This is a genomic window from Pseudomonas sp. B707 (assembly GCF_022496685.1).
Classification (GTDB): Bacteria; Pseudomonadota; Gammaproteobacteria; order Pseudomonadales; family Pseudomonadaceae; genus Aquipseudomonas; species Aquipseudomonas paraglycinae.
Window position 1 is genome coordinate 350,356 of sequence record NZ_WTVE01000026.1, and the last position, 26,905, is coordinate 377,260.

Sequence of the window (26,905 nt, forward strand, 5' to 3'; positions counted from 1 at the left end):
ACTTGCATACCATGTCAACGCGGCGGAAGGGCCTGTAGTCCTTTGGAATCGGGTGTTTCAGGGCGGGTGGCTTCAAGTGGTATTAGCGGTGGGCTATGGAGAGCAAAAGATCGCCGTCTGCGGCAGTTCTGGCGGGTGAAAGTGGTATCACCGTTCAGACGTTGCCGCAGGCTGCGATCTTTTTGATTTATTTTTTGCGGGCGACCAATGGTCGGGAGAAGGGCCGTTTTGCGGCCCATTGCAACAACTGCCTGGTTACGGAATCAGGGGCGGATTTCGATCATCGTGCCGTCCGGCACCAGGTTCCAGACTTCGCGCATGTCGACGTTGCGCATGGCGATGCAGCCATCGGTCCAGTCCAGGGTATGGAACAGTTGTTCCGGGTTGTCTTCGGAGTCCGGCGTGCCGTGGATCATGATCATGCCGCCAGGCTCGACGCCTTCGCGGCGGGCGCGGGCGGAGTCGCTGATGTTCGGGTAAGAGATGTGCATCGACAGGTTGAATTTGTCGCTGGTCTTGCGCCAGTCGATCCAATAGAAACCTTCCGGTGTGCGCTTGTCGCCCTCAATCAGCTTCGGGCCTTTTTTCGCGCCCTTGCCCAAGGAAATGCGATAGCTCTTGAGTGGCTTGCCGTCGGCAATCAACTGCAGCTGATGGGCCGATTTGAGCACCAGTACTTTTTCGATGAGCGGGGTGTTCGAAGGCGTCACGGTGGTCACGAATGACGCTTGGGAGACGGTGACGAACGACAGGCAGAACAGGGCAAGCAACCAGCGCATTGAAACGATTCCCCAGAAATGAAGCAGATACTTTATTTATAGATAGTGTGCAGGCGCTGTCGCGGGCTGCGTTAGCCGGTTATCGGCCGGCCGCCGTCGAAATCAAGTAATGGCCGGTTGAGTGAGCGGCGGGATCGATTCGGAGCGAACCGGATAGACCTCGACGCGCCGGTCAGCGAAGAAACATTCCAAAGTACGGCCCACCGTACGGAAAGCCAGCTCGTCCCACGGAATGTCTTCCTCGTCGAACAGTTGCACTTCCAGGCTTTCGGGGCCGGCGGCGAAGTCCAGATCCGCCAGCTCGGCGCGGAAAAACACATGCACCTGACTGATATGTGGCACGTCGATCAGGGTGTAGATGCTCAGGTTGCGCACCCGGGCGCAGGCTTCCTCGGCGGTTTCGCGAATGGCGGCCTGTTCGATGGTCTCGCCGTTCTCCATGAACCCGGCGGGCAGCGTCCAGTAACCGAGGCGTGGCTCGATGGCGCGGCGGCACAGCAGGACTTTGGTGCCCCAGGTCGGCACGCAACCGGCCACGATATTGGGGTTCTGGTAGTGAATCGTCTGACAGCTGTCGCAGACGAATCGCAGCCGCGAGTCGCCTTCGGGAATGCGCTGGGTCACCGGGTTGCCGCACTGGCTGCAAAATTTCATGCTGGGGTTCCTGAATGCTGCGCCTATCTTGGCGTGCAGCGGTGTCAGTCGGCAAGTTGTCGTTTCGCGACATGACCGCCGTTCGGGGCTTGGGCGGTCGCAATGATTGGTGCATGATGCAGGGTAAGGCACCGATCGAGAACACTTATGCTGGACGAGCTACTGCACCGGGTAAGCAATCACACGCCGCGCACGCTGGAGACCGACACGCGTTTCCCCGAGGCCGCTGTCCTGGTGCCGATTACTCGCAGTGACGAACCCGAACTTGTCCTCACCCTGCGCGCCAGCGGGCTCTCGACCCACGGCGGCGAAGTCGCCTTCCCCGGAGGACGACGCGATCCCGAAGACCCGGACCTGGTGTTTACCGCGCTGCGTGAAGCCGAAGAGGAAATCGGCCTGCCGCCAGGACTGGTCGAAGTGATCGGTCCGCTCAGCCCGCTGATCTCCCTGCATGGCATCAAGGTCACGCCGTATGTCGGTGTGATTCCCGATTTTGTCGAATACCAGGCCAATGATGCCGAGATTGCTGCGGTGTTCAGTGTGCCGCTGGAGTTCTTCCGCAAGGATCCGCGCGAACACACCCATCGCATCGACTATCAGGGTCGCAGTTGGTACGTGCCGAGCTACCGTTACGGCGAATACAAGATCTGGGGGCTGACGGCGATCATGATCGTCGAGTTGATCAACCTGCTCTATGACGCCAAAATCAGCCTGCATCAGCCGCCTAAAAGCTTCATCAATACCTGAAGCCATCGCTCGAATGGCCAGCCATCGTGAGCCCTGAGGAAAACAAGATGAAATACCGCCTGGGCGACGCCCGTGTCGAAACCCATCCGCAGAGCTGGGTCGCCCCCAATGCCGTGCTGGTGGGCAAGGTCAAACTGGAAGAGGGCGCCAACGTCTGGTTCAACGCCGTGTTGCGCGGCGACAACGAACTGATCCTGATCGGCAAGAACAGCAACGTGCAGGACGGCACGGTGATGCACACCGACATGGGCTATCCGTTGACCATCGGCACCGGCGTGACCATCGGCCACAACGCCATGCTCCACGGCTGCACGGTCGGCGACTACAGCCTGATCGGCATCAACGCCGTCATCCTCAACGGCGCGAAAATCGGCAAGAACTGCATCATCGGCGCCAATTCGCTGATCGGCGAAGGCAAGGAAATTCCTGACGGTTCGCTGGTGATGGGCTCGCCGGGCAAGGTCGTGCGCGAACTCACCGAGCCGCAGAAGAAGATGCTCGAAGCCAGTGCCGCGCACTATGTGCATAACTCCCAGCGCTATGCGCGCGATCTGGTCGAGCAGGAAGAATGACAACCCCGGAAAGACCCGTCGCCTCGCCGTGCGTGAGCATTTGCGCGCTGGATGAGGATGATATTTGTACCGGTTGCCAGCGCACGGTCGAGGAAATTACTCGCTGGAGCCGGATGACGAATGATGAACGCCGGGTTGTCCTCGGGCTCTGTCATGAGCGGGCGAAGGCCAGTGGGCTGGTCTGGATGTTGCCGCCAAAATCGTGATCATTCTGAGAGTGCCCTCACCCTAACCCTCTCCCAGAGGGAGAGGGGACTGACCGAGGTGTCTTTCGCTATACGCCGACCTGAGCCATCGAGTCGAACTCAAGATTTGAAAAGCCCCCGATCTGCTCCCTTTCCCCCTCGCCCCCTTGGGGGAGAGGGTTGGGGTGAGGGGTGGCTCTTGATCTTCGGGTCCAGTAACCTGTGCGCCAAATTGACAGGTCACGCCCATGATTTTCCTCATCGCCTACATCAGCAGCGTCGTGCTGATCAACTTCGCTTTCTCTACCGCGCCGCACCTGGACATCATCTGGTCGGCCTGGGGTGGGCTGGTGTTCGTGCTGCGCGACATGGTGCAGATCCGCTTCGGCCACGGCGCGATTGTGGCGATGCTGGCGGCGCTGGTGCTGTCCTATGTCACGTCCGATCCGTCGATTGCACTGGCCAGCGCCACGGCATTCGCGGTCTCCGAATGCATCGACTGGCTGGTGTTCACCATCACCAAGCGCCCGTTGCGCGACCGCCTGTGGATCAGCTCGGCGCTGAGCATTCCCCTCGATACCTTCATCTTCTTCGGCATGATCGACCTGCTGACGCCGCCGGTGCTCATCACCGCGCTGGCCTCGAAGTTCGCCGGTGTGACTGCGGTCTGGCTGATCATGGCCTGGCGCGAACGCAAACAGGCTGTCGCCGGCTGAAGCCAAACCCTCAGGTTCATGTAAAATGCCGCGCTTTCTCCCCATGGAAAGCGCGTCTGGCGTTGCTTTCCTCGATGATCCGCTTCTTTGAGGACCTGAGATGACCCGTATCGGAACTCCATTGTCGCCGACCGCGACCCGCGTATTGCTGTGTGGCTGTGGTGAGTTGGGCAAAGAAGTGGTGATCGAGCTGCAACGCCTGGGCGTTGAAGTGATCGCCGTTGACCGTTACGCCAATGCGCCGGCCATGCAGGTTGCCCATCGCAGCCACGTGATCAACATGCTCGACGGCGCCGCCCTGCGTGCAGTGATCGAAGCCGAGAAGCCGCACTTCATCGTGCCGGAAATCGAAGCCATCGCCACCGCGACTCTGGTCGAACTGGAAGCCGAAGGCTTCACCGTGATCCCGACCGCTCGCGCCGCGCAACTGACCATGAACCGCGAAGGTATCCGTCGCCTGGCCGCCGAAGAGCTGGACCTGCCGACTTCGCCGTACCACTTCGCCGACACCTTCGAGGATTACAGCAAGGCCGTTCAGGACCTGGGTTTCCCATGCGTCGTAAAACCGGTGATGAGTTCGTCGGGCAAGGGCCAGAGCCTGCTGCGCAGCGCCGATGACGTGCAGAAAGCCTGGGATTACGCCCAAGAGGGCGGTCGCGCCGGCAAAGGTCGCGTGATCATCGAAGGCTTCATCGATTTCGACTACGAAATCACTCTGCTGACCGTGCGTCATGTCGGCGGCACAACTTTCTGTGCGCCGGTCGGCCACCGTCAGGAGAAGGGCGACTATCAGGAATCCTGGCAGCCACAGGCCATGAGCCCGGTGGCGCTGGCTGAATCCGAGCGCGTTGCCAAAGCCGTGACCGAAGCGTTGGGGGGGCGTGGCCTGTTCGGCGTCGAGCTGTTCATCAAAGGCGATCAGGTGTGGTTCAGCGAAGTGTCGCCGCGTCCGCATGACACCGGTCTGGTAACCCTGATTTCCCAGGACCTGTCGCAGTTCGCCCTGCACGCCCGGGCGATCCTCGGCCTGCCGGTGCCACTGATCCGTCAGTTCGGCCCATCGGCCTCGGCGGTGATCCTGGTGGAAGGTCAGTCGACCCAGACCGCATTCGCCAACCTCGGGGCTGCGCTGAGCGAGCCGGATACCGCGCTGCGTCTGTTCGGCAAGCCTGAAGTCAACGGTCAGCGCCGCATGGGTGTTGCACTGGCCCGTGACGAGTCGATTGAAGCCGCTCGCGCCAAGGCGACCCGTGCTTCCCAGGCGGTCGTTGTAGAGCTGTAATCTCGCAACCTGATCGCTCCCGCATCGGGCGGGAGCGATCAGGGCATTTACGACACCTGATTCAAATCGTTATTACGCGTTTCCTTCAGGCACAGCACAGCGATCAAGCTGAGCACCGCGGCCGCCGACACATACCCGCCGACGTAACTCAAACCACCCATCGCCACCAGTTTCTGCGCGAAGAACGGCGCCGCTGAGGCTCCGACAATGCCGCCGAGGTTGTAGGCTGCCGATGCACCGGTATACCGGACATGCGTCGGAAACAGTTCCGGCAGCAGCGCACCCATCGGGGCGAATGTCACCCCCATCAGAAACAGCTCGATGCACAGGAACAGCGCCACGCCCCAGGTCGATCCCTGAGTCAGCAGCGGCTCCATCAGAAACCCGGAGAGAATTGCCAACACACCGCCGACGATCAGCACCGGCTTGCGCCCGTAACGGTCACTTGCCCACGCCGACAAAGGCGTGGCAGCCGCCATGAACAGCACCGCAAAGCACAGCAGCCCGAGGAATGTCTCGCGGCTGTAACCCAATGTGGATACGCCGTAGCTCAGGGAAAACACCGTCGAGATGTAGAACAGTGCGTAGCAGACCACCATGGCGGCGGCGCCCAGCAGCGTCGGTGCCCAGTATTGGCTGAACAGCTCGACCAGCGGAACTTTCACTCGCTCCTGACGGGCGATGGCATTGGCGAACACCGGGGTTTCGTGGAGTTTGAGGCGCACGTACAGCCCGACTATCACCAGCACGGCGCTGAGCAGGAACGGAATCCGCCAGCCCCAGCTGCGGAACTGTTCGTCATTGAGCGTCATGGCCAAGGACAGGAACAGACCATTGGCGGCCAGAAAGCCAATCGAAGGGCCGAGCTGCGGGAACATGCCGAACCACGCCCGTTTACCTTTCGGGGCGTTTTCGGTGGCCAGCAGCGCCGCGCCGCCCCATTCGCCACCCAATCCCAGGCCCTGGCCGAAGCGCAGCACGCAAAGCAGGATCGGCGCCCAGGCCCCGATGCTGTCGTAACCCGGCAGCACGCCGATCAGCGTGGTGCAGACACCCATCAGCAGCAGCGAAGCCACCAAGGTCGATTTGCGCCCGATCCGGTCACCGAAGTGGCCGAACAGCGCCGAACCCAAAGGTCGGGCGAGGAAGGCGATGCCGAAGGTCAGAAATGCCGAGAGCATCTGCGCCGTGCCGGAAGTCTGCGGGAAAAACACCGGCCCGATCACCAGCGCAGCGGCGGTGGCGTAGACGTAGAAATCGTAGAACTCGATGGCCGTGCCGATGAAGCTCGCCGTGGCCACGCGGGTGGCGGAGTTGGTCGGTTGGGCAGGCGTGGTGTCGCTGTAAGCGGTACTGGTCGTCATGCGGTGATCCCTGACAGTCATGAGCTCCGTTGGAGCGAATTATTATGGTCGAACACCCAGGGATGTGGGATGAGGCGCGATCGCTGCTTCAGGTAGGAACAGTCGTCGGTGTGATGCGGATATTGCCAATGAACCGGCCGGAATTTGTCGGGTGCGGGGTAAGCACGCGGTTCGGCGGGGCTTGGGTAAGCACCGCGATTATAGGAAGGTGGCTAACGATTGAACAAGGGGCTGTCTAGCGCGCCGTGGCCAGCGCCGGGGCCGAAGTGGTGTGCCAGATCAGGACTTTGCTCACCCGGTTCTCCTCGGTTTCGAGAATCTCCAGCCGGTAGCGGCCGATCTTCAGGCAGACCGCGCTTTCCGGGATGGTTTCCAGCGCTTCGGTTACCAGGCCATTGAGCGTCCGGGGGCCGTCGCTGGGCAGGTGCCAGCCCAGGCATTTGTTCAGTTCGCGAATCGACGCCGCGCCATCGATCACCATGCGACCATCGGCCTGTGGGTGGATGTGCGGATTGTCGAGGCTGTGCTCGCTTTCGAATTCGCCGACGATCTCTTCGAGAATGTCTTCCAGGGTGACGATGCCGAGGACTTCGCCGTACTCGTCCACCACCATGCCCAGACGCCGCTGCTGCTTGTGGAAGTTCAGCAGTTGCAGTTGCAGCGGGGTGCTTTCAGGGACGAAATACGGCTCGTAACTGGCCGCCAGCAACGCTTCGCGGGTCAGGCTGCCATTGTCCAGCAGGTGACGGATCTGCCGGGTGTTGAGCACCGCTTCGACCTGATTGATATCGCTGTGGAAGACCGGCAGGCGAGTGCGCCGGTTCTTGCGCAATTGCTCGATGATTTCTTCGATCGGATCGTCGAGGTTGATGCCGTCGACATCGCTGCGCGGCACCAGAATGTCGTTGACCGTGATGTTGTCCAGCGCATGGATGCCTGAAACCGGGTGTGGGCGCACCGGATGATCCGGGTCGTCATGACGCTCCGTCGGCACATCATCTTCGCTCTGTTGCACCACCTGGGCCTTGCGAATGAACGGGCGCATCAGCAAAGCACTGATGCGGCTGAGCAACCAGGCAAGCGGGTAAACCACCTTCAGCGGGACCGCCAGCAGCGTATTGCCGAACGCCAACACCGCATCCGGATAACGCTGGGCGAGGGCGCGGGGGAAATAGTCGGCAAAGACAAGCAGCAGGGCGCCGGCACCGAGGCAAGCCGCCCAGGGGCCGTTTTCTTCGCAGAGAAAGATTGCCAGCAGCGTGGCCAGAATGACGGCGAGGGCGCGGCACAGGGTATTGCAGAGGATCAGGCTTTCGAGCGGGAAACTGAGCTTTGCCAGCGGCTTGTCGCTGGCGCGGGAGGCGGTGCGTTGCGCGAGCAGGTGCTGTTGCGCCGCTTCGACGGCGGTAAACAGCCCCGACCAGAGAATCAGCAGAACAAATACCGCGAGCATCGGCCCTATGGGCAAACCGTCCATTTATGCCGCCCGTCAGATGTGCAGGATGTATTCACGAACCAGTTTGCTGCCGAAATACGCGAGCATCAGCAGGCAGAAACCGGCGAGGGTCCAGCGGATTGCCTTGTGCCCGCGCCAGCCGAGCCGGTTACGGCCCCACAGCAGGACGCTGAACACGATCCAGGCCAGGCAGGCCAGCAGGGTTTTATGCACCAGGTGCTGGGCAAACAGGTTCTCGACGAACAGCCAGCCGGAAATCAGCGACAGCGACAGCAGCGTCCAGCCGGCCCAGAGGAAGCCGAACAACAGGCTTTCCATGGTCTGCAGCGGCGGGAAATTCTTGATCAGCCCGGACGGGTGCTTGTGCTTGAGCTGGTGATCCTGCACCAGCAGCAACAAGGCCTGAAACACCGCAATGGTGAACATGCCATAGGCGAGGATCGACAGCAGAATGTGCGCGAGAATGCCCGGTTCTTCATCGATGACCTGCACCGTGCCGGTCGGCGCGAATTGCGCCAGCAGCACCGTGATTGCACCCAGCGGGAACAGCAGCACCAGCAGGTTTTCCACCGGGATCCGCGAGCAGGCCAGCAGGGTCAGGGCAATGACGGCCGCCGCAATCAGGCTGGAAGCGCTGAAGAAATCCAGGCCCAGACCGATCGGCGTCAATAAATGGGTGAGCAGGCTGGCGCTGTGGGCCAGCACGGCGAGGACGCCGAGCGAGACCAGCAGGCGCTTGTTGGCCTTGGCGCCAGTGGCCAGGCGGGTGCCCTGATAGAGAGTCGCAGCGGCATAGAGAAGGGCGGCGGCGAGGGTGGTCAGCAAACTCGGTGACAAGGGGAGCATAAATCCTGTTAGGCAAGCCCGAAAGGCGCTGAGTTTGGCATAGAACCGCCGTTGCACGAAAGACCGGCAAGCTGACAGCGAGGTGTCCGCCGGACGCAGTCTTCGCTATAATCCGCGACCTGCCCACGCCGCAGGCTCGCCGAGCACATGTTGATTCCGGTCTGGGCCGCCATTATCCCGGTCTACACAGGGCCTGAAAGGATCGCGCAATGTTTGAAAACTTAACCGACCGTCTTTCGCAGACGCTGCGCCATGTCACCGGCAAGGCGAAACTGACCGAGGACAACATCAAAGACACCCTGCGCGAAGTGCGCATGGCGTTGCTCGAAGCCGACGTCGCCCTGCCGGTGGTCAAGGACTTCGTCAATTCGGTCAAGGAACGCGCTGTCGGCACCGAGGTGTCGCGCAGCCTGACGCCGGGCCAGGCGTTCGTGAAGATCGTCCAGGCCGAACTCGAAAGCCTGATGGGCGCGGCCAACGAAGACTTGAACCTGAGCGCCGTGCCGCCTGCCGTCATTCTGATGGCCGGTCTGCAGGGGGCGGGTAAAACCACCACCGCCGGCAAGCTGGCGCGCTTCCTTAAAGAGCGCAAGAAGAAGTCGGTCATGGTCGTGTCGGCGGACATCTACCGTCCTGCTGCTATTAAACAGCTGGAAACCCTGGCCAACGACATCGGTGTGACGTTCTTCCCGTCCGACCTGAGCCAGAAACCGGTCGACATCGCCAACGCGGCTATTAAAGAAGCAAAACTGAAATTCATCGACGTGGTCATCGTCGACACCGCCGGTCGTCTGCACATCGACGAAGAGATGATGGGCGAGATCAAGGCGCTGCACGCCGCGATCAATCCGGTTGAAACCCTGTTCGTGGTCGACGCCATGACCGGTCAGGACGCGGCCAACACGGCCAAGGCCTTCGGTGATGCACTGCCGCTGACCGGTGTGATCCTGACCAAGGTCGACGGTGATGCCCGTGGCGGTGCCGCGCTGTCCGTTCGCGCAATCACCGGCAAGCCGATCAAGTTCATCGGTATGGGCGAGAAGAGCGAAGCGCTCGATCCGTTTCACCCCGAGCGTATCGCTTCGCGGATCCTCGGCATGGGCGACGTGCTCAGCCTGATCGAGCAGGCTGAAGCGACGCTCGACAAGGACAAGGCCGACAAGCTTGCTAAAAAGCTGAAGAAGGGCAAGGGCTTCGACCTCGAAGACTTCCGCGATCAGCTGCAACAGATGAAGAACATGGGCGGCCTAGGTGGGCTCATGGACAAACTGCCGAACATCGGCGGCGTCAATCTCTCGCAAATGGGCAACGCCCAGAACGCCGCAGAGAAGCAGTTCAAGCAGATGGAAGCCATCATCAACTCCATGACCCCGGCCGAGCGCCGCGACCCTGAGCTGATCAGTGGTTCGCGCAAGCGCCGGATCGCCATGGGTTCCGGCACCCAGGTGCAGGACATCGGTCGCTTGATCAAGCAGCACAAGCAGATGCAGAAGATGATGAAGAAATTCTCCGCCAAGGGCGGAATGGCGAAAATGATGCGCGGCATGGGCGGTATGTTGCCCGGCGGCGGCATGCCAAAGATGTAAAGACTTCGCCGGTCGTCGCACCGGCGCAGACCCTGCAAGGACGCAGGATCAACAGCAAACCCGCACTCGGCGGGAGCTGACCGGCCGTTTTGAACGACGGCCCCATATGCAAATCTGCACGGCATGCCACAGGCGCCGGAAAAAGTCATTTGCAAAAGTCCGGATATTCCTTAGAATATGCGGCCTTTCGGGCACCCATGCCCGCTGTGCATTTAGATTTGCAGCACCGACTACAGGAACGATGTTCACATGCTAACAATCCGTCTTGCCCTTGGCGGCTCCAAAAAGCGCCCGTTTTACCACCTGACCGTAACCGACTCCCGCAACCCGCGTGACGGTTCCCACAAAGAACAGGTTGGTTTCTTCAACCCTGTTGCCCGTGGTCAGGAAGTTCGTCTGTCCGTGAACCAAGAGCGCGTTGCCTACTGGCTGAGCGTTGGTGCACAGCCTTCTGAGCGTGTTGCTCAGTTGCTGAAGGAATCTGCCAAGGCTGCAGCCTGAGCAGTATGAGCGCGACGCCAGAAAAAGCTGATGACCTGATCGTTGTCGGCAAGATTTTTTCGGTTCACGGCGTTCGCGGCGAGGTGAAGGTCTTTTCCTTTACCGATCCGATTGAAAACCTGTTGAACTACCGCAACTGGACGCTTCGGCGCGAAGGCGTGGTAAAGCAGGTCGAGCTGGTCAGCGGCCGATCCACTCAAAAGGATCTGGTTGCCAAGCTCAAAGGCCTCGACGATCGCGATGAAGCCCGTCTTCTGAGTGGTTACGAGATTTGCATCTCGCGAAGCCTTTTGCCCAACCTGACTGGCGACGAGTACTACTGGTACCAGTTGCAGGGTCTGAGTGTCATCAACCAGAACGAAGAATTCTTCGGCAAGGTTGATCACCTGTTGGAGACCGGCGCGAACGATGTATTGGTGGTCAAGCCCTGCGTCGGCAGCCTGGATGATCGCGAGCGGTTGTTGCCCTATACGGAGCAATGCGTGCTGGCAATCGACCTGGAAGCAGGCGTGATGAGGGTGGAATGGGACGCGGACTTCTAAGCAATGGCCAGCCTGCGCGTAGACGTCATTACGCTGTTTCCCGAGATGTTCTCGGCCATCAGTGAGTACGGCATTACCAGTCGTGCGGTCAAACAGGGGCTCTTGCAGCTGACCTGTTGGAATCCGCGGGATTACACGACGGATCGGCATCACACTGTGGACGATCGCCCGTTTGGCGGTGGTCCGGGCATGGTGATGAAGATCAAGCCCCTGGAAGATGCTCTGGTTCAGGCCAAGGCAGCAGCCGGGGAGGCGGCGAAGGTGATTTACCTGTCCCCCCAAGGCCGTCAACTGACTCAGTCGGCGGTACGCGAACTGGCTAAATCGGATGCGTTGATCCTGATTGCCGGTCGCTATGAAGGCATTGACGAGCGTTTTATTGATGCTCATGTCAATGAAGAGTGGTCGATTGGTGACTATGTGTTGTCTGGCGGCGAGCTGCCGGCCATGGTCATGATCGATGCGGTTACACGACTGCTGCCCGGAGCTTTAGGGCATGCGGATTCCGCTGAGGAAGATTCCTTTACGGATGGTCTGCTGGATTGCCCGCACTACACCCGACCTGAGGTGTATGCGGATCAGCGTGTTCCCGACGTGTTGCTGAGTGGCAATCACGCGCATATCCGGCGTTGGCGTTTACAGCAGTCCCTTGGTAGGACCTATGAACGACGCGCCGATCTTCTGGAAAGCCGCTCGCTTTCTGGAGAAGAGAAGAAGCTGCTCGAGGAATACATCCGCGAGCGGGACGATAGTTAACAACGTATCGATGGTAGATCAGACGATTTACCTTAGGAGCACAGCATGACCAACAAAATCATCCTTGCACTCGAAGCAGAGCAGATGACCAAAGAAATCCCTACCTTTGCCCCGGGCGACACCATCGTCGTTCAGGTGAAAGTGAAGGAAGGCGATCGTTCCCGTCTGCAAGCGTTCGAAGGCGTTGTAATCGCCAAGCGTAACCGCGGCGTGAACAGTGCGTTCACCGTTCGTAAAATCTCCAACGGTGTTGGCGTAGAACGTACTTTCCAGACCTACTCCCCGCAGATCGACAGCATGGCTGTTAAACGTCGCGGTGACGTACGTAAAGCCAAGCTGTACTACCTGCGCGACCTGTCGGGTAAAGCAGCTCGCATCAAGGAAAAACTGGCTTAAGTCCAGCTTCCGATGCAGAAAAAAGCAGCCTACGGGCTGCTTTTTTGTTGCCCGCAATTTATCCACAGCATTCCGTTCCAGGCCTGACCCATGACCCCTCGCGAGCAAGAAATCGAACGCCGCACCGAACTCTCGGTGACCCGCGTGACCAAGGCGGTTTTCCCGCCGACCACCAATCACCACAACACCCTGTTCGGCGGCACCGCACTGGCCTGGATGGACGAAGTGTCGTTCATCACCGCCACGCGGTTTTGCCGTTTGCCGCTGGTGACCGTGTCCACCGATCGTATCGACTTCAATCACGCGATACCGGCGGGCTCTATCGTCGAACTGGTCGGGCGAGTGATCAAGGTTGGCAACACCAGTCTCAAGGTCGAGGTGGAAGTGTTCGTCGAAAGCATGAGCTGTGACGGGCGTGAGAAGGCCATTCACGGGCAGTTCAGCTTTGTTGCCATCGATGATGACAAGCGTCCGGTGCCGGTGCTGCCGGGTTTCGCGGCCTGATCCAGCACCGAGCCGCGGCATTCGCGGGCAAGCCCGCTCCCACAGATTTTGTGTTGTCCGCTGATGTTGTGTTCGACACGGACACTGTGGGAGCGGGCTTGCCCGCGATTTGTTCTATCAGGCGCTGCCACTCTCCGGCTGAATCAGCGCCAGCAACGTCCACCCCGGTCCCGGCTTCAACACGGTTTCCGGTGTCACGACATGCACCCAGCCGCTGTCATCGCGCATGAACAGCAGCGTCGCGCGGTTGCCATGCAGCGCCCGGTAATCGTCCCAGCCGAACCCGTCCGTCAATGTCGTGCTGTACAGGTCGGCGCCCTGGCCCAATTGGCTGGCGAGTCTGGCGTAAGTCAGCGCCTCGCTCCCCAGTTGATTGCCGCGATGTTCGAGGCTGGCGCGGTGCTTGTCGCTGCGTCGGCTCTCCTGACCACTGGCCAGTCCGAACAATCGTTGATGACCAAAGTCATGGCGAAAGCGCATGGCCGCCAGCGTATTGAGTTCGCCCGACGGTGACAGCGCCAGCAGATGCCCCAGTCCGACCAGGTCCAGATGCGCATCGGCATGCTGCGAAGCCGGATTGCCAAAGTAGGTCGGCAAGCCATCCATGCGCGCCGCGCGGATGTTCTCCCAGCTTGAATCCGTCAGCAGCACCCGGCTGCCCAGCTGTTGCAGCGACTTGCCGAGCAGGCGCGCAGGCCCGTTCGCCCCGACGATCAGGAAGCCGCTGGGCGCTGGTTCCGCAACTTTCAACAGTCGGGCCAGTGGCCGGGCAGTCGCGCTTTGCAGTACGACGGTGCCGATGATCACCGCGAAGGTCAGCGGCACCAGCAACAATGCACCTTCATGGCCCGCTTCATCCAGGCGAATCGCAAAGATCGCCGAGACTGCCGCCGCGACGATCCCGCGCGGGGCAATCCAGCACAACAATGCACGCTCACGCCAGCTCAGACCCGAACCGGCGGTACTTAGCACCACGTTCAGCGGTCGGGCGATCAACTGGATCACCAGCAACAGAATCAGCACCAGCGGCCCGAGACTGATCAAAGCGTTCAGATCCAGTCGCGCCGCCAATAGAATGAACAGCCCGGAAATCAGCAGCACGCTGAGGTTTTCCTTGAAGTGCAGGATATGCCGCACGTCCACGCCCTTCATGTTCGCCAGCCACATGCCCATCAGCGTCACCGCCAGCAGCCCGGATTCGTGCATCACCTGGTTGGCGGCGATGAATATCCCCAGCACCGCGGCGAGCGATGCCAGATTGTGCAAATACTCCGGCAGCCATTGGCGCCGGATGATCGTGCCGAGCAGCCAGCCACCGGCGACGCCGAACGCACTGCCGCAGGCAATCACCCCGCCGAATGTCAGCAGGCTCTGTTCCAGGCCATTTCCTTCGGACCGAGCAATGATGAAGCTGTAGACCACCACCGCCAGCAGCGCGCCGATCGGGTCGATCACAATCCCTTCCCAGCGCAGGATGTTGGCGATCGAAGCCTTCGGCCGCACCACGCGCAGCATTGGCACGATCACGGTCGGGCCAGTAACCAGGGTCAGGCTGCCGAACAGGATGGCGAGCAGCCAGTCGAAGCCCAGCAGCCAGTGGGTCGCGACCGCAATCACTATCCAGGTCGAGAGCGCTCCGATGGTGACCAGGCGATGCACGACGCTGCCGATCTCGCGCCATTCCGACAGGTGCAGGGTCAGGCTGCCTTCAAACAGAATCAGCGCCACCGCCAGCGACACCAGCGGCATCAGCAGCGGGCCGAACATTTCCTGCGGGTCGAGCCAGCCCAGCACGGGGCCCGCCAGAATGCCGGTCAGCAGCAGAAACAGAATCGCCGGCAGTTTCAGGCGCCAGGCAAGCCATTGGCAGCCCAGCGCGGCGGCACCGATACCACCGAAAGCCAACAGAATTTGCTGCTCGTTCATTGAAGCTCCCTGTTCCTTGAAATAGCGGGCTATGAAAGACTAGCGGCCATTTCAACCGTTCACTCTTTATTTGCGCGCAGTGCCAAGCCTGCGTGTCTTGAGCGCCCATGCCTGCCATCGACCACCCACTGATCGACCAGTTTCTCGACGCCCTCTGGCTGGAAAAAGGTCTCTCCGACAACACTCGCGACGCCTACCGCAGCGATCTCGCGCTGTTCAACGGCTGGTTGCAGGACAAAGGTCTCGAGCTGATCAATGCCGGTCGCGAACTGATCCTCGACCACCTGGCCTGGCGTCTGGAACAGAACTACAAACCTCGCTCCACCGCGCGATTTCTCTCCGGTGTGCGTGGCTTTTATCGCTACCTGCTGCGGGAAAAACTGATTTCGGTCGATCCGACCTTGCGCGTGGATATGCCGCAACTCGGTCGGCCATTGCCCAAATCCTTGTCGGAAGCCGACGTTGAAGCTTTGCTGAAGGCACCAGACCTGAGCGAAGCCATCGGCCAGCGCGACCGCGCCATGCTCGAAGTCTTGTATGCCTGCGGGCTGCGGGTGACCGAGCTGATCAGTCTGACTCTGGAACAGGTCAACCTGCGTCAGGGCGTGTTGCGGGTGATGGGCAAGGGCAGCAAGGAGCGGTTGGTGCCAATGGGCGAGGAAGCGATTGTCTGGGTCGAGCGCTACTTGCGCGATGGCCGCAGCGAGCTGCTGGGCGGGCGCCCCAGTGATGTGCTGTTCCCCAGCCAGCGCGGCGAGCAGATGACCCGCCAGACCTTCTGGCACCGCATCAAGCATCAGGCCAAGGTCGCCGGCATTGGTAAATCGCTGTCGCCGCACACCTTGCGTCACGCGTTTGCCACACACCTGCTCAACCATGGCGCCGATTTGCGGGTGGTGCAGATGCTGTTGGGCCACAGCGACCTGTCGACCACGCAGATCTACACTCACGTCGCCCGGGCACGTTTGCAGGATCTGCATGCCAAACATCACCCGCGCGGCTGAGCGCCATTTGTCTTGCGACAGGCGCATTCGGCCACGGGAGCCTTATGTGGTAGGCTTTGCCGGTTTGCACGATGGGCGGTTATGACCCGGTGTTCCGGCACGGGCGTTCTGATCGTTCCATTTGTCCGCCTTCAGGAGTTCTCATGCGTCTGACCCAGATTTTCGCCGCCGCAGCCATTGCGTTGGTCAGCACCTTTGCCGTCGCCGATGACGCGGCCGACAAAGCGATTCGCCAAAGCCTGGAAAACCTCCAGCTCGACGTGCCGGTGGACACCATCACCGCCAGCCCGCTGCCGGGCTTGTACGAAGTCAAGCTCAAGGGCAGCCGCGTGCTTTACGCCAGCGCCGACGGCCAGTACATCGTTCAGGGCTACATGTTCCAGCTCAAGGACGGCAAACCGGTCAACCTGACCGAGAAGACCGAGCGCCTGGGCATTTCCAAACTGATCAATGCGATTCCGGTGGCCGAGACCGTGGTTTACCCGGCCGTGGGCGAAACCAAGTCGCACATCACCGTTTTCACCGACACCACGTGCCCGTATTGCCACAAGCTGCACGCCGAAGTGCCTGAGCTGAACAAGCGCGGCATCGAAGTGCGTTACGTGGCGTTCCCGCGCCAGGGCCTAGGCTCGCCGGGTGACGAGCAACTGCAAGCCGTGTGGTGCTCGAAAGACAAGAAAGCCGCCATGGACAAAATGGTCGATGGCAAGGAAATCAAGGCCGCCAAGTGCGAGAACCCGGTTTCCAAACAGTTCGCCCTAGGCCAGTCGATCGGTGTGAACGGTACGCCGGCCATCGTTTTGGCTGACGGACAAGTCATTCCGGGCTACCAGCCTGCGCCACAAGTCGCCAAACTGGCGCTGGGCGCGAAGTAATTCGCATCGTCACGCCCTGGTGTGACGAGCGTGGTCCGGCGGCAGGATTGCCGGGCCATCAACAGAGAGCCGCGAACCTGCGGTTGTTTTCACGGCCGGCCTCGCGTCGGCCGTTTTATGGGGAGTTCACAGTGAAACCGGTCAAAGTAGGCATCTGTGGGTTAGGGACCGTCGGTGGCGGAACCTTCAACGTACTTCAGCGCAACGCCGAGGAAATTGCTCGTCGTGCCGGGCGTGGAATCGAAGTGGCACAAATTGCCATGCGCACGCCAAAGCCTCAGTTCCAGACGACCGGTATTGCGATTACCAACGATGTCTTCGAAGTGGCCACGAACCCTGAGATCGACATCGTCATAGAGCTGATGGGCGGCTACACCGTTGCCCGCGAGCTGGTACTCAAGGCCATCGAGAATGGCAAGCATGTGGTCACCGCGAACAAGGCTCTGATTGCCGTTCACGGTAATGAAATTTTCGCCAAGGCACGCGAGAAAGGCGTGATCGTGGCATTCGAAGCGGCGGTCGCCGGCGGCATTCCGGTGATCAAGGCGATCCGTGAAGGCCTGTCCGCCAACCGTATCAACTGGGTCGCCGGGATCATCAACGGCACCGGTAACTTCATCCTCACCGAAATGCGCGAGAAGGGTCGCACCTTCGAAGACGTGCTGGCCGAGGCGCAAGCGCTGGGCTACGCCGAAGCCGACCCGACCTTCGACGTCGAGGGCATCGACGCCGCGCACAAGCTGACGATCCTGGCATCGATCGCGTTCGGTATTCCGCTGCAGTTCGACAAGGCTTACACCGAAGGCATCACCAAGCTGACCACCGCCGACGTGAATTACGCCGAAGCGCTGGGCTACCGCATCAAGCACCTGGGCGTGGCACGCAGCACCGCCGCCGGCATCGAGCTGCGCGTACACCCGACGCTGATCCCGGCCGATCGTCTGATCGCCAACGTCAACGGCGTGATGAACGCGGTGATGGTCAACGGTGACGCTGCCGGTTCGACCCTGTTCTACGGCGCCGGCGCCGGCATGGAGCCGACTGCTTCGTCGGTGATCGCGGATCTGGTGGACGTGGTTCGCGCCATGACCTCCGATCCGGAAAACCGCGTGCCGCACCTGGCCTTCCAGCCGGACTCGCTGTCGGCCCATCCGATCCTGCCGATCGAAGCCTGCGAAAGCGCCTACTACCTGCGCATCCAGGCCAAGGACCATCCGGGTGTACTCGCTCAGGTGGCGAGCATCCTCTCTGAGCGCGGCATCAACATCGAGTCGATCATGCAGAAGGAAGTCGAGGAACACGACGGCCTGGTGCCGATGATCCTGCTGACCCACCGCGTGCTGGAGCAGCACATCAACGATGCGATCGCCGCCCTCGAAGCGCTGGCGGGCGTGGTCGGTCCGGTTGTGCGGATCCGCGTCGAGCACTTGAACTAAACAGAAACAGCTGCAAGCTTCGAGCTGCAAGCAGCAAGAGAAAAGCAGTCCGGCTTTTACTTGAAGCTTGTAACTCGTAGCTTGAGGCTCAAACCAAAGGTTTGCCCCTATGCGTTACATCAGTACCCGCGGCCAGGCACCGGCCCTGAATTTCGAAGACGTCCTGCTGGCCGGTCTTGCAACCGACGGCGGTCTGTACGTCCCGGAAAACCTGCCACGTTTCACCCAGGAAGAAATCGCTTCCTGGGCCGGCCTGCCGTATCACGAGCTGGCTTTCCGCGTCATGCGCCCGTTCGTCACCGGCAGCATTCCGGACGCCGATTTCAAAAAGATTCTTGAAGAAACCTACGGTGTGTTCGCCCACAACGCCGTTGCGCCGCTGCGTCAGCTGAACGGCAACGAATGGGTGCTGGAGCTGTTCCACGGCCCGACCCTGGCGTTCAAGGACTTCGCCCTGCAACTGCTCGGTCGTTTGCTCGACTACGTGCTGGAAAAGCGCGGCGAGCGCGTGGTCATCGTCGGCGCCACCTCCGGTGACACCGGTTCGGCCGCCATCGAAGGCTGCAAGCACTGCGAAAACGTCGACATCTTCATCCTGCACCCGCACAACCGTGTGTCCGAAGTGCAGCGTCGGCAGATGACCACCATTCTCGGTGAGAACATCCACAACATCGCCATCGAAGGCAACTTCGATGACTGCCAGGAAATGGTCAAGGCCAGCTTCGCCGACCAGAGCTTCCTCAAGGGCACCCGTCTGGTGGCAGTCAACTCGATCAACTGGGCGCGGATCATGGCCCAGATCGTTTACTACTTCCACGCAGCGCTGCAATTGGGCGGCCCGGCGCGTTCGGTGTCGTTCTCGGTGCCGACCGGCAACTTCGGCGACATCTTCGCCGGTTACCTGGCGCGCAACATGGGCCTGCCGATCAACCAGTTGATCGTCGCCACCAACCGCAACGATATCCTGCACCGCTTCATGAGCGGCAACCAGTACGTCAAGGAAACCCTGCACGCCACGCTGTCGCCGTCGATGGACATCATGGTCTCGTCGAACTTCGAACGCCTGCTGTTCGACCTGCACGGTCGCAACGGCGCGGCGATTGCCGGGCTGATGGATTCGTTCAGGCAGGGCGGCGGCTTCAGCGTCGAACAGGAACGCTGGACCGAGGCACGCAAACTGTTCGACTCGCTGGCTGTGGACGATGCGCAAACCTGCGAAACCATCGCCGAAGTCTACGAACAGACCGGGGAAGTGCTGGATCCGCACACCGCCATCGGCGTGAAGGCCGCTCGTGAATGTCGTCGCAGCCTGGATATCCCGATGGTGATTCTGGGCACGGCGCATCCGGTCAAGTTCCCGGACGCGGTGGAGAAAGCCGGTGTAGGAAAAGCTCTCGAACTGCCTGCACATCTTTCTGATTTGTTTGAGAGAGAAGAGCGCTGCACTGTGCTGGCGAACGAGCTCAAAGCCGTACAAGCCTTTGTCAGCCAGCATGGCAACCGCGGCAAGCCTCTTTAAGACCGCAAAGCTGTCACATTTTGAAGCCCGTCTCCTGACGGGCTTTCTTGTTTTTGCATGCCACACTGCGCGCGTTTCGCCCACGAAGGACGGGCGAGTCGATGACGAAGGATGTGGCAATGCGGTTTTTTTCAGGATTGAAACCAGCCCTGTGCTGGTTGTTTTTATCGGGGAGCTTCGGGTTGTCACAGTGGGTCGAAGCCGCCCATCTGGCGAGACACCCCGACACGGTGGAGGCTATTCAGCCCATCGAGCTGGATGAGCATGAGCGTCAGTGGATTCGAGATAACCCTCGTGTGACCGTCGCCTCTGTGCAATACCCGTTGTATCTGTTTCAGGACGAACATGGCCAATGGAGCGGCCTGAACAACGATGTGCTCAAGCACATCAGCGCCATGACCGGATTGCAGTTCGTTCATCAGGAATCGTTTTCCACCGACCACATGCTGGAACGGCTCCAGAGTGGCGTGGCCGACATCAGCACGACGTTGGCAATGAACGAGGAGCGCAAGGCATTTCTGGACTTCAGTCACGCGTTCGGCGGTGCAGGGTGGGTGTTCGTCGGTCATTCAGGCGAACCGGCAATACGGTCGCTCGATATGCTGTCCAAGCGAGTCCTGGTGCTGCCGGCCCGGCATGCGCTGGAGGACAGCATTCGACGCGACTACCCATCAATCCCGATTCGTTCGGTCAAGACCTATGCCGAGGCTCGGGCGCTGGTGGAAAGTGGCGAGGCCTATGCCACCATCGAAAACGAGATCGGCGCTCAGCTGTTTCCCTCCGGCCTGCTCAAGGTCGGTGGTCTCGTGGAGGGCAAGTGGGAGGCCGACCATCTGGCAGTACGCAAAGGGTTGCCCGAGCTGGTGAGCATCCTCAACAAGGCATTGGGCGCCTTCTCCGCGGCGGAGCTTCGTTCCATGCGCCTGAAGTGGCTGGATGGCGTCTCTCCTGCGCCGACACCCTCGATCGGCTCGCTCCTGATCAAGTGGGGTTGCTGGGCGATGGGCGGGCTTGGCGTGTTCGGGCTATTGCCTTTGATGTGGAACCGTCGACTGGCGGCAGAAGTGAAGCAGCGACGGGCAGCCGAAAAGAATCTGGGTGATCAACTGGCCTTTCAACATGCATTGATCGATGCGATGCCCGACCCCGTGTTCGTGCGCGATCTGCAGGGTCGGTTGATCATGTGCAACCGCAGTTACGAAGATGCGCTGTCGGTCCGGCAGGAGCAGGTGCAGGGCCGGATGCTGTTCGAGTTCGATGCACTTCCACAGGCCACGGCATTGATGCTGCACGACGAATTCATGGCGCAGCTGGGTACGCGTAAAACACGCTTCAGCAAGCGGCAACTGATGTTCAAGAGCGGCCCCCGTCAGATCTATCAATGGACGGTGCCGTTTTACAGTGTCGATGGAAAACTGCGAGGCCTGCTCGGGGGCTGGACGGACATCACCGAGCGGCGGAAGGAGAGCGGGTGTCGATGTCTGCATTAAAGATGGGAAAAGTCCTATAAGCAGCGATTCCTTTTCTGATGGGAGGCTTAGGACCACTGCCCTAGAGTGACAGGCCACTGCGGCGTGAATCCGCGATTGTCGCTCCAGAGGTCGTCCCATGCGCTCGCTCAAGATCCTGATTCTAGAACCCAATCCGTTCCAGCTGATGGCGTTGCACCAGATGCTCAACGCCATTGGTATCTACGATGTTCTGACCGCACCGTCGCTGGGCTCGGCAAAGCGCTCACTGGAACGTCGCGGAGCCGTCGACATCACCCTGTGCAATCCACAATTGCAGAACGGTGACGGGCTGGCGCTGATCCGGCATATGGCCGACCGGCAGGAAGCACGTGCACTGATTCTGCTGGGGGCTGTGGCACCCACCCTGCTGGACGATCTGGAAACCTTGCTGGGCGAGCACCGGATCATATTGCTGGGCCGCCTGCACACTCCCGTTTCGGCGGTATTGATGAGGGCACTGCTGGACACCTACATGACCATCCCCAGGCATTCCGTCGACGCTTGACCCCCACGGTTATTTTTCTGTCATCTTCACCATGCATGCTCCGATAGGCCGGTGACGCTCCGGGAGAGGCCGGTGACAAGCAGAACTTTCTTCTCGGGCCGGTGGTCATTTACTGTGAACACGCCCCAGACACTGTGTTTCGGACTATTGAGTGGAGATCGAGATGGAAAGTATCAGTCTATTGCTCGGTGAGGCTCTGAGCCCGTATCAAGTGACGTTGACCCCTCGCGGTCGCCATGGCGAATGCCTGGTGACCTTGAAGAACGGCAGCGGCGCGATCGTGGTGGAGCGCGAATTCAATCAGGCGCAATTGAGCGACAAGCGCCAGCTGACGGATGTGGTCGACGGCCTGCACCGTGACATCCTGATTGCCGAAGGCCGGCTGGAACCCTGTGTGATCGCGGCGTTGCGAAACGCAGCCCTCGACAAGCACCCGCCCCTCTGAAACTGATTTTTCAATTGTGGGAACCTTCCTGCACCCAAGTCAGTCAGACCCCGTAACAGCAGGATCAAGCATTGTGCTCCGGTGCTTGTCGCTTGCTGCTACGGGTCTTTGATACAGACCACGTTTAACCCCGAGTCGTCTCCCCACTTCTCGGGGTTTCTTTTTGCCCGGATTTCACTGCGCGGCCTGTTGCTCGAAGAAAATCCGCGCCTGTTCCAGATAATCCTGGCGCCTCTCGGGGTCGAGCCAGTCGGCGTAGAGCTGGTTGAGATGCTCGTGGGGCAGGGTGCGTAACAGCTGATTGATTTCCGTGATCGCCTGTCGACCCGCCGTGGTGTCGGTGCAGCCGACATGGCCCGACAGGTACTTGCCCGTGCCGCGAATCGGGAAGAACAGCAGTTCGTCCTCGGCGATCTCGGCCTGCCGCGCCTGATAACGGATCTCCGGCCAGTAACCCAGCACCACTTGCAAACGTCCCAGGCGCTGCATCGACAGCAGGCTGCTGAGCGCATCGTTGCCGTAATGCGGCGTCAACGCGCCGCTCGGTGCCTGATGCAGCAATGTATCGATGTACTCGCCATAACTGCGTTCTGCGACCACGCCGACTTTTCGCTCACCGTTGGCCAGAAACGCCGACAGATCGACTTCGCCCTCGACCAGAAACGGCTCCAGCACTTCGCGGTCTCTCTGACGCACCACCAGACCATTGCTGACCGCGCGAAACGCGGGAATGGAGAACGCGATCCACTGTGCCCGTTCCTTGTTCCAGATCAGCGACGGATCGCAGGCGAAGGGATGTTCATGCAGCATTTGAATGCCACGGGCGCGATTGACCCGCATCAAGGTGTGTTCGTATTGCGGCATGCCGGCAATCAGCATCGGCATCAATTGATCGATAACGCCCTGGCCCTTTTTCGGACCCTCGAAGATCGTCAGCGGCGGCAGGTCGCGCAATAGCCAGATCAGCGTTGGCTTGGCCTGCACCCACGCCGGTAGCACCAGCAGGAATAACAGGCCAAACAACCGCCAGGTCCACCAATGGTGGGCGCGGTTCGAAGCCGAGGGCATCAGGCGCTTCAGGTCAGATGGCTCCGTTTTCGCGCAGGCGGGCGATCTGCTTCTCGTCGTAGCCAAGATCGTGGAGTACCTGCGCATTGTGTTCACCGAGCTGCGGTCCGACCCATTCGGACGTGCCGGGTGTCTCAGAGAGTTTCGGCACGATGCCCGGCATCTTGAAGGGTTTGCCATCCGGCAGTTTGGCGTGCAGGAACATTTCCCGGGCCAGGTACTGCGGATCGTTGAACATGTCTTCGGCGCTGAAGATCCGGCTGGCCGGCACTTCGGCTTGGTTCAGCAGGTCCAGCACGGTTTGCAGCGGCAGCGAATTCACCCAGCGGTCTATCACGCCGTACAACTCATCGCGGCGGGTGTCGCGCCCGTCGTTGCTGGCCAGCGCCGGGTCATTGGCCAGATCTTCACGGCCGATGATCAGCATGAAGCGCTTGAAGATTGCATCGCCGTTGGCGCCGATCTGCACGTGTTTGCCGTCGGCGCTGGTGTGGATCGATGATGGTGTGATGCCCGGCATGATGTTGCCGGTGCGCTCGCGAATGAAGCCGAACACATCGAACTCCGGCACCATGCTTTCCATCATGGCGAAGATCGCTTCGTACAACGCCACATCGACCACTTGGCCGAGACCGCCGTTGACCTCGCGATGACGCAGGGCCATCAACGCACCGATCACGCCCCACAAAGCAGCAATCGAATCGCCAATGGAAATCCCGGTGCGCACCGGCGGGCGGTCTTCGAAACCGGTGATGTAGCGCAGGCCGCCCATGGATTCGCCGACCGCGCCGAACCCAGGCTGATCTTTCATCGGCCCGGTCTGGCCGAAGCCGGACAGGCGCACCATCACCAGTTTCGGGTTCAGCGCGTGCAGGGTCTCCCAGCTCAGGCCGAGTTTTTCCAGCACGCCGGGGCGGAAGTTCTCGATCAGGATGTCGGCTTCACCCAGCAGTTTTTTCAGGATCGCGAGGCCATCGGGGTGTTTCAGATTCAGCGTCAGGGACTTTTTGTTGCGTGCCTGGACGAACCACCACAGCGAGGTGCCTTCGTACAACTTGCGCCATTTGCGCAACGGATCACCGCCGTCCGGCGACTCGATCTTGATCACTTCGGCGCCGAATTCGCCGCAGATGCGCGAGGCAAACGGCCCGGCAATCAAAGTACCCAATTCAATGACTTTCAGACCGCTGAGCGGTTTGTTGGCGAACGGCATGCGAGATCCTGTAGGACAAGGCTGAGCAGATACAGCGTTTTAACATAGCCGGCTGTCAGTCGCGCAAGGTTGATCGCCATCAATTCGTGGATTGCCTACAGCATCGGTTAGACTTGCCGACTTTCCTCGTATCAAGAAGCCCGTTCATGGCCCAGCCGTCCACTACCTACAAATTCGAACTGAACCTCACCGATCTCGACCGCAGCGTCTACGAGAACGTGAAGCAGACCATCGCCCGTCACCCTTCGGAAACCGAAGAACGCATGACCGTACGCCTGTTGGCCTACGCGCTCTGGTACAACGAGCAACTGTCGTTCGGTCGTGGTCTGTCGGACGTGGACGAACCTGCGTTGTGGGAAAAGAGCCTGGATGACCGCGTCCTGCACTGGATCGAAGTCGGCCAGCCTGACGCTGATCGCCTGACCTGGTGCTCCCGTCGCACCGAGCGCACCAGCCTGTTGGCCTACGGCAGCCTGCGTGTCTGGGAAGGCAAGGTGATCCCGGCGATCAAAAATCTGAAGAACGTCAACATTGCCGCCGTGCCGCAGGAAGTGCTGGAAACCCTGGCCCAGGACATGCCCCGCGTCATCAAGTGGGACGTGATGATCAGCGAAGGCACGATCTTCGTCACTGACGACCGTGGCCAGCACGAAGTCCAGCTCACCTGGCTGCAAGGCGAGCGCGGTTAAGTCCGCGTTACTCCCGAAAAATCCCACGTATTCAAGAGAAGCTTCTGTCACCCCATGCGTATCGATCCTCGCCCGTTGCCCGCCACTCTGCCGTTTCTCGGTGAACTGCCACCTTTGCTGACCCGCCTGTACGCGGCGCGGGGCGTGCAGTCCGAGGCGGAGCTGGACAAGAGCCTGGCGCGGCTGATTCCGTTCCAGCAGCTCAAAGGGATCGATGCGGCGGTGGATCTGCTGGTGACGGCGCTGGAGCAGCGTCAGCGGATCCTGATCGTCGGCGATTTCGATGCCGACGGCGCGACGGCCAGCACCGTGGGCGTGCTCGGTTTGCGCCTGCTGGGCGCGGCGCATGTCGATTATCTGGTGCCGAACCGCTTTGAATATGGCTACGGCCTGACCCCTGAAATCGTCGAAGTCGCGATGACCCGCGAGCCGCAACTGTTGATCACCGTCGACAACGGTATTTCCAGCGTCGAAGGTGTGGCAGCAGCGAAACGTCACGGCCTGAAGGTGTTGATCACCGATCACCACTTGCCCGGCGATGAACTGCCGCAGGCCGATGCGCTGGTCAATCCGAACCAGCCCGGCTGCGAGTTCCCGAGCAAGGCGCTGGCCGGTGTCGGGGTGATTTTCTATGTGTTGATGGCCTTGCGCGCACGACTGCGCAGCCTTGGTTGGTACGAGAGCAAACCACAGCCGAACATCGGCGAACTGCTGGATCTGGTGGCGCTGGGCAGCGTTGCCGACGTGGTGCCGCTGGACGCCAACAACCGGATTCTGGTGCACCAGGGCCTGGAACGCATTCGCGCCGGACGTGCGCGGCCGGGGATCAAGGCGATCCTGGAAGTGGCCAAACGTGAAGCTTCGCGCATTACTTCTACCGACCTCGGTTTTATCGTCGGCCCGCGCCTGAACGCGGCGGGGCGTCTGGATGACATGAGCCTGGGCATCGAATGCCTGCTGACCCACGATGCTGCGCTGGCCCGGGAAATGGCCGCGCAACTGGACGGCATGAACCAGGACCGCAAATCCATCGAGCAAGGCATGCAGCGTGAAGCGCTGGCCCAGCTCAAGGACTTGCCGGTTGAGTCGATGCCGTTCGGTCTTTGCCTGTTCGATCCGGAATGGCACCAGGGGGTCATCGGTATCCTGGCTTCGCGGATGAAGGAGCGGTATTTCCGCCCTACCATCGCCTTCGCCGATGCCGGTGACGGTCTGCTCAAGGGCTCGGGCCGTTCGGTGCAGGGTTTCCATATTCGTGACGCGCTGAGCGTGGTCGCGGCACAACATCCGGATCTGATCAGCAAGTACGGTGGCCACGCGATGGCGGCCGGTCTGACCTTGCCGCAGGAGAATTTTCCGTTGTTCGCCAAGGCATTTGACGCTGAGGTGCGTAGGCAGCTGCGCGAAGAAGATCTGACCGGGCGCCTGCTGTCGGACGGCACGCTGGCGGTCGAGGAGTTTCATCTGGAACTGGCTCGGGCCCTTCGTCACGCCGGGCCGTGGGGCCAGCATTTCCCGGAGCCTCTGTTCCACGGCGTATTCCAGTTGGTCGAGCAGCGAGTGGTCGGCGAGCGGCACCTGAAAGTGGTGCTGAAGACTGAGTGCGGCTCGGTGAAGCTGGATGGCATCGCCTTCGGCATCGATCGCGATATCTGGCCGAACCCCACGATCAAATGGGTCGAACTGGCCTACAAGCTCGATCTGAACGAGTTTCGCGGCAATGAGACCGTGCAGTTGATGATTGCCCACATCGAACCGCGCTAAAGATCATTGCGCCCTTTACTGAAGGGCGCAGGCATCTTCAATTGTGCTGTTTCATTTCGGAACC

28 protein-coding genes are annotated in these 26,905 nt (G+C 60.5%); 20 read left to right on the forward strand and 8 right to left on the reverse strand.

Going from position 1 to position 26,905, the window contains the following annotated elements:
- Nucleotides 1-263 precede the first annotated feature (263 nt).
- Both GQX66_RS16460 and GQX66_RS16465 read right to left on the reverse strand, forming a co-directional pair.
- Nucleotides 264-779, reverse strand: a complete 516-nt coding sequence (locus GQX66_RS16460) for a L,D-transpeptidase family protein (RefSeq protein WP_007954614.1) — start codon at nt 777-779, stop codon at nt 264-266.
- Between the two features lie 102 nt (nt 780-881).
- Nucleotides 882-1,433, reverse strand: a complete 552-nt coding sequence (locus GQX66_RS16465) for an NUDIX hydrolase (protein ID WP_085747017.1) — start codon at nt 1,431-1,433, stop codon at nt 882-884.
- A 147-nt stretch (nt 1,434-1,580) separates the two neighbouring features.
- Here GQX66_RS16465 and GQX66_RS16470 point away from each other — a divergent pair, with 147 nt between their 5' ends.
- The 5 genes from GQX66_RS16470 to purT all read left to right on the forward strand — a co-directional run bounded on the left by GQX66_RS16470 (nt 1,581) and on the right by purT (nt 4,935).
- Nucleotides 1,581-2,180: a CoA pyrophosphatase gene (locus tag GQX66_RS16470; RefSeq protein WP_064382420.1), complete on the forward strand. Its 600-nt coding sequence runs from the start codon at nt 1,581-1,583 to the stop codon at nt 2,178-2,180.
- Nucleotides 2,181-2,227: 47 nt separating this feature from the next.
- On the forward strand, nt 2,228-2,752 hold the full coding sequence (locus tag GQX66_RS16475; protein WP_007954617.1) for a gamma carbonic anhydrase family protein: 525 nt from the start codon (nt 2,228-2,230) through the stop codon (nt 2,750-2,752).
- On the forward strand, nt 2,749-2,958 hold the full coding sequence (locus GQX66_RS16480) for a DUF1289 domain-containing protein (protein WP_085747018.1): 210 nt from the start codon (nt 2,749-2,751) through the stop codon (nt 2,956-2,958). Before GQX66_RS16475 ends, GQX66_RS16480 begins: the two co-directional genes overlap by 4 nt.
- Nucleotides 2,959-3,185: 227 nt before the next feature.
- Nucleotides 3,186-3,653, forward strand: a complete 468-nt coding sequence (locus GQX66_RS16485) for a preQ0 transporter (RefSeq protein ID WP_007954619.1) — start codon at nt 3,186-3,188, stop codon at nt 3,651-3,653.
- 100 nt (nt 3,654-3,753) lie between these two features.
- The gene (purT, locus tag GQX66_RS16490) at nt 3,754-4,935 is read left to right on the forward strand and encodes a formate-dependent phosphoribosylglycinamide formyltransferase (protein ID WP_039769540.1); all 1,182 of its coding nucleotides are present in this window, start codon (nt 3,754-3,756) and stop codon (nt 4,933-4,935) included.
- 47 nt (nt 4,936-4,982) lie between these two features.
- On the opposite strand, the gene GQX66_RS16495 is transcribed toward purT, so the two are convergent.
- The 3 genes from GQX66_RS16495 to ccsA form a co-directional block, all read right to left on the reverse strand.
- Nucleotides 4,983-6,299 carry an MFS transporter gene (locus tag GQX66_RS16495; RefSeq protein WP_240870057.1) on the reverse strand — a complete coding sequence of 439 codons (1,317 nt, stop codon included), beginning with the start codon at nt 6,297-6,299 and terminating at the stop codon, nt 4,983-4,985.
- Nucleotides 6,300-6,534: 235 nt separating this feature from the next.
- Nucleotides 6,535-7,776 (reverse strand): transporter associated domain-containing protein, encoded by a 1,242-nt coding sequence (locus tag GQX66_RS16500; RefSeq protein ID WP_085747020.1) that lies wholly within the window; start codon nt 7,774-7,776, stop codon nt 6,535-6,537.
- Between the two features lie 12 nt (nt 7,777-7,788).
- On the reverse strand, nt 7,789-8,601 hold the full coding sequence (gene ccsA / locus GQX66_RS16505; protein ID WP_007954625.1) for a cytochrome c biogenesis protein CcsA: 813 nt from the start codon (nt 8,599-8,601) through the stop codon (nt 7,789-7,791).
- 209 nt (nt 8,602-8,810) lie between these two features.
- Between ccsA and ffh the strand changes: the two genes are divergently transcribed.
- From ffh to GQX66_RS16535, 6 genes are all read left to right on the forward strand, one after another.
- A complete protein-coding gene (gene ffh / locus GQX66_RS16510) occupies nt 8,811-10,187 on the forward strand; it encodes a signal recognition particle protein (RefSeq protein ID WP_007954627.1) in 1,377 nt (458 codons plus the stop codon).
- 249 nt (nt 10,188-10,436) lie between these two features.
- Nucleotides 10,437-10,688, forward strand: coding sequence for a 30S ribosomal protein S16 (rpsP, locus tag GQX66_RS16515; protein WP_003198088.1), 252 nt, complete (start codon nt 10,437-10,439; stop codon nt 10,686-10,688).
- Between the two features lie 5 nt (nt 10,689-10,693).
- A complete protein-coding gene (gene rimM / locus GQX66_RS16520; protein ID WP_007954628.1) occupies nt 10,694-11,230 on the forward strand; it encodes a ribosome maturation factor RimM in 537 nt (178 codons plus the stop codon).
- A 3-nt stretch (nt 11,231-11,233) separates the two neighbouring features.
- Nucleotides 11,234-11,986, forward strand: a complete 753-nt coding sequence (gene trmD / locus GQX66_RS16525) for a tRNA (guanosine(37)-N1)-methyltransferase TrmD (RefSeq protein WP_085747021.1) — start codon at nt 11,234-11,236, stop codon at nt 11,984-11,986.
- A gap of 45 nt (nt 11,987-12,031) precedes the next feature.
- Complete coding sequence (gene rplS, locus GQX66_RS16530) at nt 12,032-12,382, forward strand: 50S ribosomal protein L19 (protein WP_003175895.1); 351 nt, start codon at nt 12,032-12,034, stop codon at nt 12,380-12,382.
- Between the two features lie 90 nt (nt 12,383-12,472).
- Nucleotides 12,473-12,886, forward strand: coding sequence for an acyl-CoA thioesterase (locus GQX66_RS16535; protein WP_011332614.1), 414 nt, complete (start codon nt 12,473-12,475; stop codon nt 12,884-12,886).
- Nucleotides 12,887-13,003: 117 nt separating this feature from the next.
- Here the strand turns inward: GQX66_RS16535 and GQX66_RS16540 are convergent, their stop codons facing one another.
- Nucleotides 13,004-14,812 carry a sodium:proton antiporter gene (locus GQX66_RS16540; protein WP_085747022.1) on the reverse strand — a complete coding sequence of 603 codons (1,809 nt, stop codon included), beginning with the start codon at nt 14,810-14,812 and terminating at the stop codon, nt 13,004-13,006.
- A gap of 107 nt (nt 14,813-14,919) precedes the next feature.
- On the opposite strand from GQX66_RS16540, the gene xerD reads away from it, so the two are divergent.
- From xerD to GQX66_RS16575, 7 genes are all read left to right on the forward strand, one after another.
- Nucleotides 14,920-15,816 (forward strand): site-specific tyrosine recombinase XerD, encoded by an 897-nt coding sequence (gene xerD, locus GQX66_RS16545; protein WP_102718370.1) that lies wholly within the window; start codon nt 14,920-14,922, stop codon nt 15,814-15,816.
- Between the two features lie 143 nt (nt 15,817-15,959).
- Entirely contained in the window at nt 15,960-16,691 is a 732-nt protein-coding gene (gene dsbC, locus GQX66_RS16550) for a bifunctional protein-disulfide isomerase/oxidoreductase DsbC (RefSeq protein ID WP_007954633.1), read from the forward strand.
- Between the two features lie 131 nt (nt 16,692-16,822).
- Nucleotides 16,823-18,127 (forward strand): homoserine dehydrogenase, encoded by a 1,305-nt coding sequence (locus GQX66_RS16555; protein ID WP_018926703.1) that lies wholly within the window; start codon nt 16,823-16,825, stop codon nt 18,125-18,127.
- Nucleotides 18,128-18,236: 109 nt separating this feature from the next.
- Nucleotides 18,237-19,646 carry a threonine synthase gene (gene thrC, locus GQX66_RS16560; protein ID WP_085747023.1) on the forward strand — a complete coding sequence of 470 codons (1,410 nt, stop codon included), beginning with the start codon at nt 18,237-18,239 and terminating at the stop codon, nt 19,644-19,646.
- A 119-nt stretch (nt 19,647-19,765) separates the two neighbouring features.
- A complete protein-coding gene (locus GQX66_RS16565; protein WP_240870089.1) occupies nt 19,766-21,136 on the forward strand; it encodes a transporter substrate-binding domain-containing protein in 1,371 nt (456 codons plus the stop codon).
- A gap of 118 nt (nt 21,137-21,254) precedes the next feature.
- Nucleotides 21,255-21,662: a response regulator gene (locus tag GQX66_RS16570; protein ID WP_085747025.1), complete on the forward strand. Its 408-nt coding sequence runs from the start codon at nt 21,255-21,257 to the stop codon at nt 21,660-21,662.
- Nucleotides 21,663-21,825: 163 nt separating this feature from the next.
- Entirely contained in the window at nt 21,826-22,107 is a 282-nt protein-coding gene (locus tag GQX66_RS16575) for a DUF3509 domain-containing protein (protein WP_127797022.1), read from the forward strand.
- Between the two features lie 174 nt (nt 22,108-22,281).
- On the opposite strand, the gene GQX66_RS16580 is transcribed toward GQX66_RS16575, so the two are convergent.
- Both GQX66_RS16580 and GQX66_RS16585 read right to left on the reverse strand, forming a co-directional pair.
- On the reverse strand, nt 22,282-23,175 hold the full coding sequence (locus tag GQX66_RS16580) for a TIGR02285 family protein (RefSeq protein WP_240870059.1): 894 nt from the start codon (nt 23,173-23,175) through the stop codon (nt 22,282-22,284).
- Nucleotides 23,176-23,188: 13 nt separating this feature from the next.
- Nucleotides 23,189-24,388 carry a CaiB/BaiF CoA-transferase family protein gene (locus GQX66_RS16585; RefSeq protein ID WP_129973723.1) on the reverse strand — a complete coding sequence of 400 codons (1,200 nt, stop codon included), beginning with the start codon at nt 24,386-24,388 and terminating at the stop codon, nt 23,189-23,191.
- 146 nt (nt 24,389-24,534) lie between these two features.
- On the opposite strand from GQX66_RS16585, the gene GQX66_RS16590 reads away from it, so the two are divergent.
- Both GQX66_RS16590 and recJ read left to right on the forward strand, forming a co-directional pair.
- The gene (locus GQX66_RS16590; RefSeq protein WP_007954646.1) at nt 24,535-25,077 is read left to right on the forward strand and encodes a YaeQ family protein; all 543 of its coding nucleotides are present in this window, start codon (nt 24,535-24,537) and stop codon (nt 25,075-25,077) included.
- A 54-nt stretch (nt 25,078-25,131) separates the two neighbouring features.
- Nucleotides 25,132-26,841: a single-stranded-DNA-specific exonuclease RecJ gene (gene recJ / locus GQX66_RS16595; RefSeq protein WP_240870061.1), complete on the forward strand. Its 1,710-nt coding sequence runs from the start codon at nt 25,132-25,134 to the stop codon at nt 26,839-26,841.
- Nucleotides 26,842-26,905: the final 64 nt, after the last annotated feature.

Coding starts and splice junctions, on each gene's coding strand:
- GQX66_RS16460 (WP_007954614.1), bottom strand. CDS start 779: ATGCGCTGGTTGCTTGCCCTGTTCTGCCTGTCGTTCGTCACCGTCTCC.
- GQX66_RS16465 (WP_085747017.1), bottom strand. CDS start 1,433: ATGAAATTTTGCAGCCAGTGCGGCAACCCGGTGACCCAGCGCATTCCC.
- GQX66_RS16470 (WP_064382420.1), top strand. CDS start 1,581: ATGCTGGACGAGCTACTGCACCGGGTAAGCAATCACACGCCGCGCACG.
- GQX66_RS16475 (WP_007954617.1), top strand. CDS start 2,228: ATGAAATACCGCCTGGGCGACGCCCGTGTCGAAACCCATCCGCAGAGC.
- GQX66_RS16480 (WP_085747018.1), top strand. CDS start 2,749: ATGACAACCCCGGAAAGACCCGTCGCCTCGCCGTGCGTGAGCATTTGC.
- GQX66_RS16485 (WP_007954619.1), top strand. CDS start 3,186: ATGATTTTCCTCATCGCCTACATCAGCAGCGTCGTGCTGATCAACTTC.
- purT (WP_039769540.1), top strand. CDS start 3,754: ATGACCCGTATCGGAACTCCATTGTCGCCGACCGCGACCCGCGTATTG.
- GQX66_RS16495 (WP_240870057.1), bottom strand. CDS start 6,299: ATGACGACCAGTACCGCTTACAGCGACACCACGCCTGCCCAACCGACC.
- GQX66_RS16500 (WP_085747020.1), bottom strand. CDS start 7,776: ATGGACGGTTTGCCCATAGGGCCGATGCTCGCGGTATTTGTTCTGCTG.
- ccsA (WP_007954625.1), bottom strand. CDS start 8,601: ATGCTCCCCTTGTCACCGAGTTTGCTGACCACCCTCGCCGCCGCCCTT.
- ffh (WP_007954627.1), top strand. CDS start 8,811: ATGTTTGAAAACTTAACCGACCGTCTTTCGCAGACGCTGCGCCATGTC.
- rpsP (WP_003198088.1), top strand. CDS start 10,437: ATGCTAACAATCCGTCTTGCCCTTGGCGGCTCCAAAAAGCGCCCGTTT.
- rimM (WP_007954628.1), top strand. CDS start 10,694: ATGAGCGCGACGCCAGAAAAAGCTGATGACCTGATCGTTGTCGGCAAG.
- trmD (WP_085747021.1), top strand. CDS start 11,234: ATGGCCAGCCTGCGCGTAGACGTCATTACGCTGTTTCCCGAGATGTTC.
- rplS (WP_003175895.1), top strand. CDS start 12,032: ATGACCAACAAAATCATCCTTGCACTCGAAGCAGAGCAGATGACCAAA.
- GQX66_RS16535 (WP_011332614.1), top strand. CDS start 12,473: ATGACCCCTCGCGAGCAAGAAATCGAACGCCGCACCGAACTCTCGGTG.
- GQX66_RS16540 (WP_085747022.1), bottom strand. CDS start 14,812: ATGAACGAGCAGCAAATTCTGTTGGCTTTCGGTGGTATCGGTGCCGCC.
- xerD (WP_102718370.1), top strand. CDS start 14,920: ATGCCTGCCATCGACCACCCACTGATCGACCAGTTTCTCGACGCCCTC.
- dsbC (WP_007954633.1), top strand. CDS start 15,960: ATGCGTCTGACCCAGATTTTCGCCGCCGCAGCCATTGCGTTGGTCAGC.
- thrC (WP_085747023.1), top strand. CDS start 18,237: ATGCGTTACATCAGTACCCGCGGCCAGGCACCGGCCCTGAATTTCGAA.
- GQX66_RS16565 (WP_240870089.1), top strand. CDS start 19,766: ATGCGGTTTTTTTCAGGATTGAAACCAGCCCTGTGCTGGTTGTTTTTA.
- GQX66_RS16570 (WP_085747025.1), top strand. CDS start 21,255: ATGCGCTCGCTCAAGATCCTGATTCTAGAACCCAATCCGTTCCAGCTG.
- GQX66_RS16575 (WP_127797022.1), top strand. CDS start 21,826: ATGGAAAGTATCAGTCTATTGCTCGGTGAGGCTCTGAGCCCGTATCAA.
- GQX66_RS16580 (WP_240870059.1), bottom strand. CDS start 23,175: ATGCCCTCGGCTTCGAACCGCGCCCACCATTGGTGGACCTGGCGGTTG.
- GQX66_RS16585 (WP_129973723.1), bottom strand. CDS start 24,388: ATGCCGTTCGCCAACAAACCGCTCAGCGGTCTGAAAGTCATTGAATTG.
- GQX66_RS16590 (WP_007954646.1), top strand. CDS start 24,535: ATGGCCCAGCCGTCCACTACCTACAAATTCGAACTGAACCTCACCGAT.
- recJ (WP_240870061.1), top strand. CDS start 25,132: ATGCGTATCGATCCTCGCCCGTTGCCCGCCACTCTGCCGTTTCTCGGT.